The sequence below is a fragment of the Polaromonas sp. P1_G4 genome, from assembly GCF_056405475.1.
The window spans coordinates 1-4,017 of sequence record NZ_JBFUCA010000403.1 but is presented as its reverse complement, the minus strand read 5'-3'; the positions used below and the strand labels follow the sequence as shown (position 1 = coordinate 4,017).

Below are 4,017 nucleotides of genomic sequence, written 5' to 3'. Positions count from 1 at the left end.
TTCGTGTTGTCTCCCTTGCCCTGCAATCTGGTGCGATCACCAACGACAGCTGTGCAATTGAGTTCCCCCGAGGCACATGCGGTACCGGTTGAATCCCCGGAGACGGTGACACGTTGGTCGATGATCTTGACGGACGCGACGTTATAAACGACACCGCCAATCGTGATCGTGCCAAAGAGCCCCGTGTTCAGCAAGCCCGTGATGGGGTCTACAAAGGTGATGTAAGCAGCGGGCCCGCTAAAGCAGATGTTGCTGCTGGTGGCGGACGGTGCGATGGATACCGTTGCCAGYAGGCCTTGGCTCATGGTCGGGTTACTCACCACCATTTCCGAGGTGTCCGGCAGATTGATGTACCAACCCTTGTTGTTCGTCCAGTCCATGGCTGCGCCAGTCACATAGCCTTGGCCCAGAATGCCATTGGTGGGGTCCGCGTCATCCACAGTAATGCGTACGAATGTGCGGGCTGCCAGCTGCGTCCGCAGGCGGGGAAGGCCGGTCGTCGTATTGTCGAGCAGCGACGGATCCGCAATGTAGGCGGCGCTGGAATAGATGGGTTTATCCCAGATGCCAAAAATCCCATTAACGTTGCCGGAGCCGTCAGGGAAGTCGGAACTGACAATGGACTTGCCGGTTGCGAAATTAACCACCACGCCGCCCAATGGATGGAACCGATACTCTGGTGCAGAGGTGATGGGCAGGCGGTTCACCGATGCATCTGTAGGCTTGGCGATGAACAATGGCCGTTTGTTGGTGCCATCCGTATTGGCATAAGCAACCTTCCAAAGCGCTGGGTTGGGGCTTGAAACGTCGAACTTCCACAGGTTGCCCTTGAGGTCACCCGCATAGATGACGTCGGCGACCCCATCATTGTTCGTGTCCACCCAGGTAGCTTGCGACAACCCATTGCTGGGCCCGGCGGCGGCCACCAGCTTGACGTAATTCACGCCGGGCGTCCAGACACCGCTATACGGGCCATTTGCAAACAGGATATAGAGCGCCGCCGATCCGTTCGTGCTGTTGACGCCGTTAGGAACAATCGTCGCAAATTTGCCATTGTTCATCTTGGCAACAGCGCCGGCTTGTCGACTTGAACGATTCGTGGTGCCCATTTGCGCCAGGTTGTATCCAAGGTCGCCACTGCTGTCGTCTGCTTCGGAGAATTGCCACTTGAAGACGTTCGCTGCATTTGCTTCTGTCAAGGTATCCGGATCCGTTACGTCAAGAGCAAACACACCCTTGGCGCCGCGTCCCAAAGACCCAAACAGATAGGTTTTCCAGGCGGCTGCAGGGACCAAGGCGTCATAGCCRGGCGCTGCGGCATTGGTGATCGTGGATCCCAGCAATACGTCCGCGGAGTAGGGCGTTCCATCCATAAATGACTGGACTTTTTCGCCAGCGGGGTCTACCCAGTTCTGCAGGCGGGAATGAACAAGTTGTGGCACGTACGAAACGATGGGTGTGCCGCCTTCCGATACGACTGCGGAAGCGTTGAAGCCGTGCAGCATGCCATCGCCTGCACCGATCCAGAGAATGCTCTTGCGGTCTTTTTGGGCTGTGACAAACGTACCGTAGCCTGGGAAAAGGGTTCCGAAATAGTCTGCGTTGGGCTTCGAGGTCACCACGGGGTTGGAGTTGACGACAGGCCCCATGATGGAATTGGTATTGCGTTTTCGGAACCGGAGACCTGTCGGGGTTTCGTCAACGCGGCTGCCCCGAAGCCAGTTGAGCTTGGCCTGGGCCGTTGCATCTGTGCCGCCCACCGCAGTCGTTTTAACGGCATTCGACAAGGCTGCCCAGGTAAATGGCGTGCCGGTCGAGTTCCCGACATTGGTAATGATCTGCCGCGAAGTGGACGCCGTCAATTTGGTATGGCCATCCCAGTAGTAATAGCTGCGGTCCAGCGTGCCGTCGCTCTTGAGGCGAATATCAAAGTCACCGTCAGGCTTGACGATAAATGACAGCACTTCGCCATGGCCGTCGTCGCCGTCAAAGCTGGCCAGATATTTCAGGCTGCCAGTCGTGAGCTGCGAAGCGGCAAGTGCAGGCGCCGTGTTGGAAGCGCCCACAATCGCACTGAAGGCGGCGCGCAAGGCTTTTTCCAGCTCGCTGGGGCGAATTGCCAGGAAATAGTTATCCGGGTAGCCATCTGCGCCAGGCGTACCATCCAGCTTCTTCACATCCCAGTTGGCCTTGTCGGTGGTGGGTTTTTCGAAGTAAATTTTCGGATCAGACGGTGGTACGGTGACATTTTCATTTTTACTGAACCCGCCCCATTTCGCTGCAAGCCAAAGCGGATCCTGAAGCTGAGCAGCGGTTGCCGTCCCAAAATCATATTCAGCGCGGCTCTCTTCCTGGTTCACTTCGCAATTGTTGCAGCCGCCCGATGTATTGATATTGGGGTGCACTGTACCGTCAGCCTTCTTCACGGTCAGCGTRGTGCTGTCTGTGAAACTGTAGGTATAGATACCGGAATGGAAGTGCGCGCCGTCTTTGGTGCTGCCGGATATGGTGTAGCCAAAGCCCTGGGGGTTCACCGACGCGGCGTTGAAAACCCGGGTGTACACATACAACTTGGTGCCTATGACCTCGTACCGCAGGATACCGGAGGCATCGCTGTCATAGTCACCACCTTGTTCAGAGTCTTCCCAGATGATCAGGAATTTCCCTGACGTGGCAGTCGGCGTGCCCACTACGCGGAAGTCAACGAGGGTACCGCCACCAACCGTGCCGCCCGCAACCAGCTGGTAGGAGGGTTGAATGATGATTTTTCGGCCTGCGATCGTCGGGTGGGGGACTTCAATACGCGGTTTACCGGGAGACAGCGCAACTGAAAAGCTTTTGACCTTGAACGCATCCGGGTTGGCGATCAGTTGCGCGGCCGTCGGCGTCCGCACGGCGTTGGTTCTGGCCCAATAGGCAGCACCAGACAGCGCATACGAGCCCGCATACGTTGGGGCGTCAGGACACAGACCATCTACCGCAGCCAGCGTGGAAACTGTCTTGCCGGTACAGGTTCCATCGTTTGTGGTGCCATTGTTTCCGATGAAAAACTTGTTGCCATGAATTCCTTCATCCGTACCAATCACATTGATCATGTTGACCAGGCTTGGGCTGCCCGGCAATGTGGCGAAAGGACTCCATTGAGTGCTGGTGTTGTTGTCATAAGACGTCACGCTGGCATTGAAGTTAATGGCATTGATGGCGCGGCACTGGCCCTGGCCGAAAATGGCATCGGCCGCTGTTTTGGCGGCGGCATTAGCCCGGTTCACCGGGTCAACCCATGCCGGTTTGGGCAGGCCCATGGCRGCATCTTTCGAGCCGGTTTGTGTGTAGTCATAAGTGCCGCTTGGCGACAGGCCGCCAAGATAGCGCAGCGTTTCGGTGAACATCTCACCCATGGGGTTGCCCCAGCTGGTGCACTGGTTGTCCGTTAGCGAGGTCAGCTGGAAAGTACAGTTGCCGTCACCAATGTAGGTGCCGTCGCTATAGCGATATCCGTAAACGCGCAGCTTGTTGATGGTGTAAACGATGCCCTGCGCGGAGGTATACGTGCCATCGGTGGTGTAGTTCACTTCATTTTGGAACGACTGCAAATTACTTCGAAGGACGCCGCCGCTGATATTTTTGGCAAAGGAGCCGGTCATCAGCCCGAATTCGGCAAGGTTGCCTTCCCCGTACTCATGCAACAAGCCGATTGGCTTGAAATTCGCGGACGGATATTGCCTGCAATTTTCTGTACCCAGCAGCGCCGATGCGCAAACCTCGACCCGCACGATAAAGTCAGGGCCAGTGGCGCCAATGACGACCCCCTGGGTGCCCTTTGTGGGATTGCTGGAGCCGGAGCCCAGTCCCGTAACGCCTACGTTATTGCCGTTGGAGGCGGATTTTTCTCCACTCCAATGGCACTGCCACCGCTCATTGGCATTCCAGAGCTGGTAGTCGCCCTTGGCGATTCGCATCAAGGGCGGGTTGGCGTTGGTGTGTGAATCGCCGTTGCCTGTTGTGTTGGTATTGAAC

The 4,017-nt window shown here is 56.8% G+C and carries 1 protein-coding gene; it reads right to left on the bottom strand.

Annotated features, from left to right (window positions below):
- A partial coding sequence (locus AC1D1X_RS17460) for a pilus assembly protein (protein WP_477698758.1) occupies window positions 1-4,017 on the bottom strand: 4,017 nt, incomplete at both ends.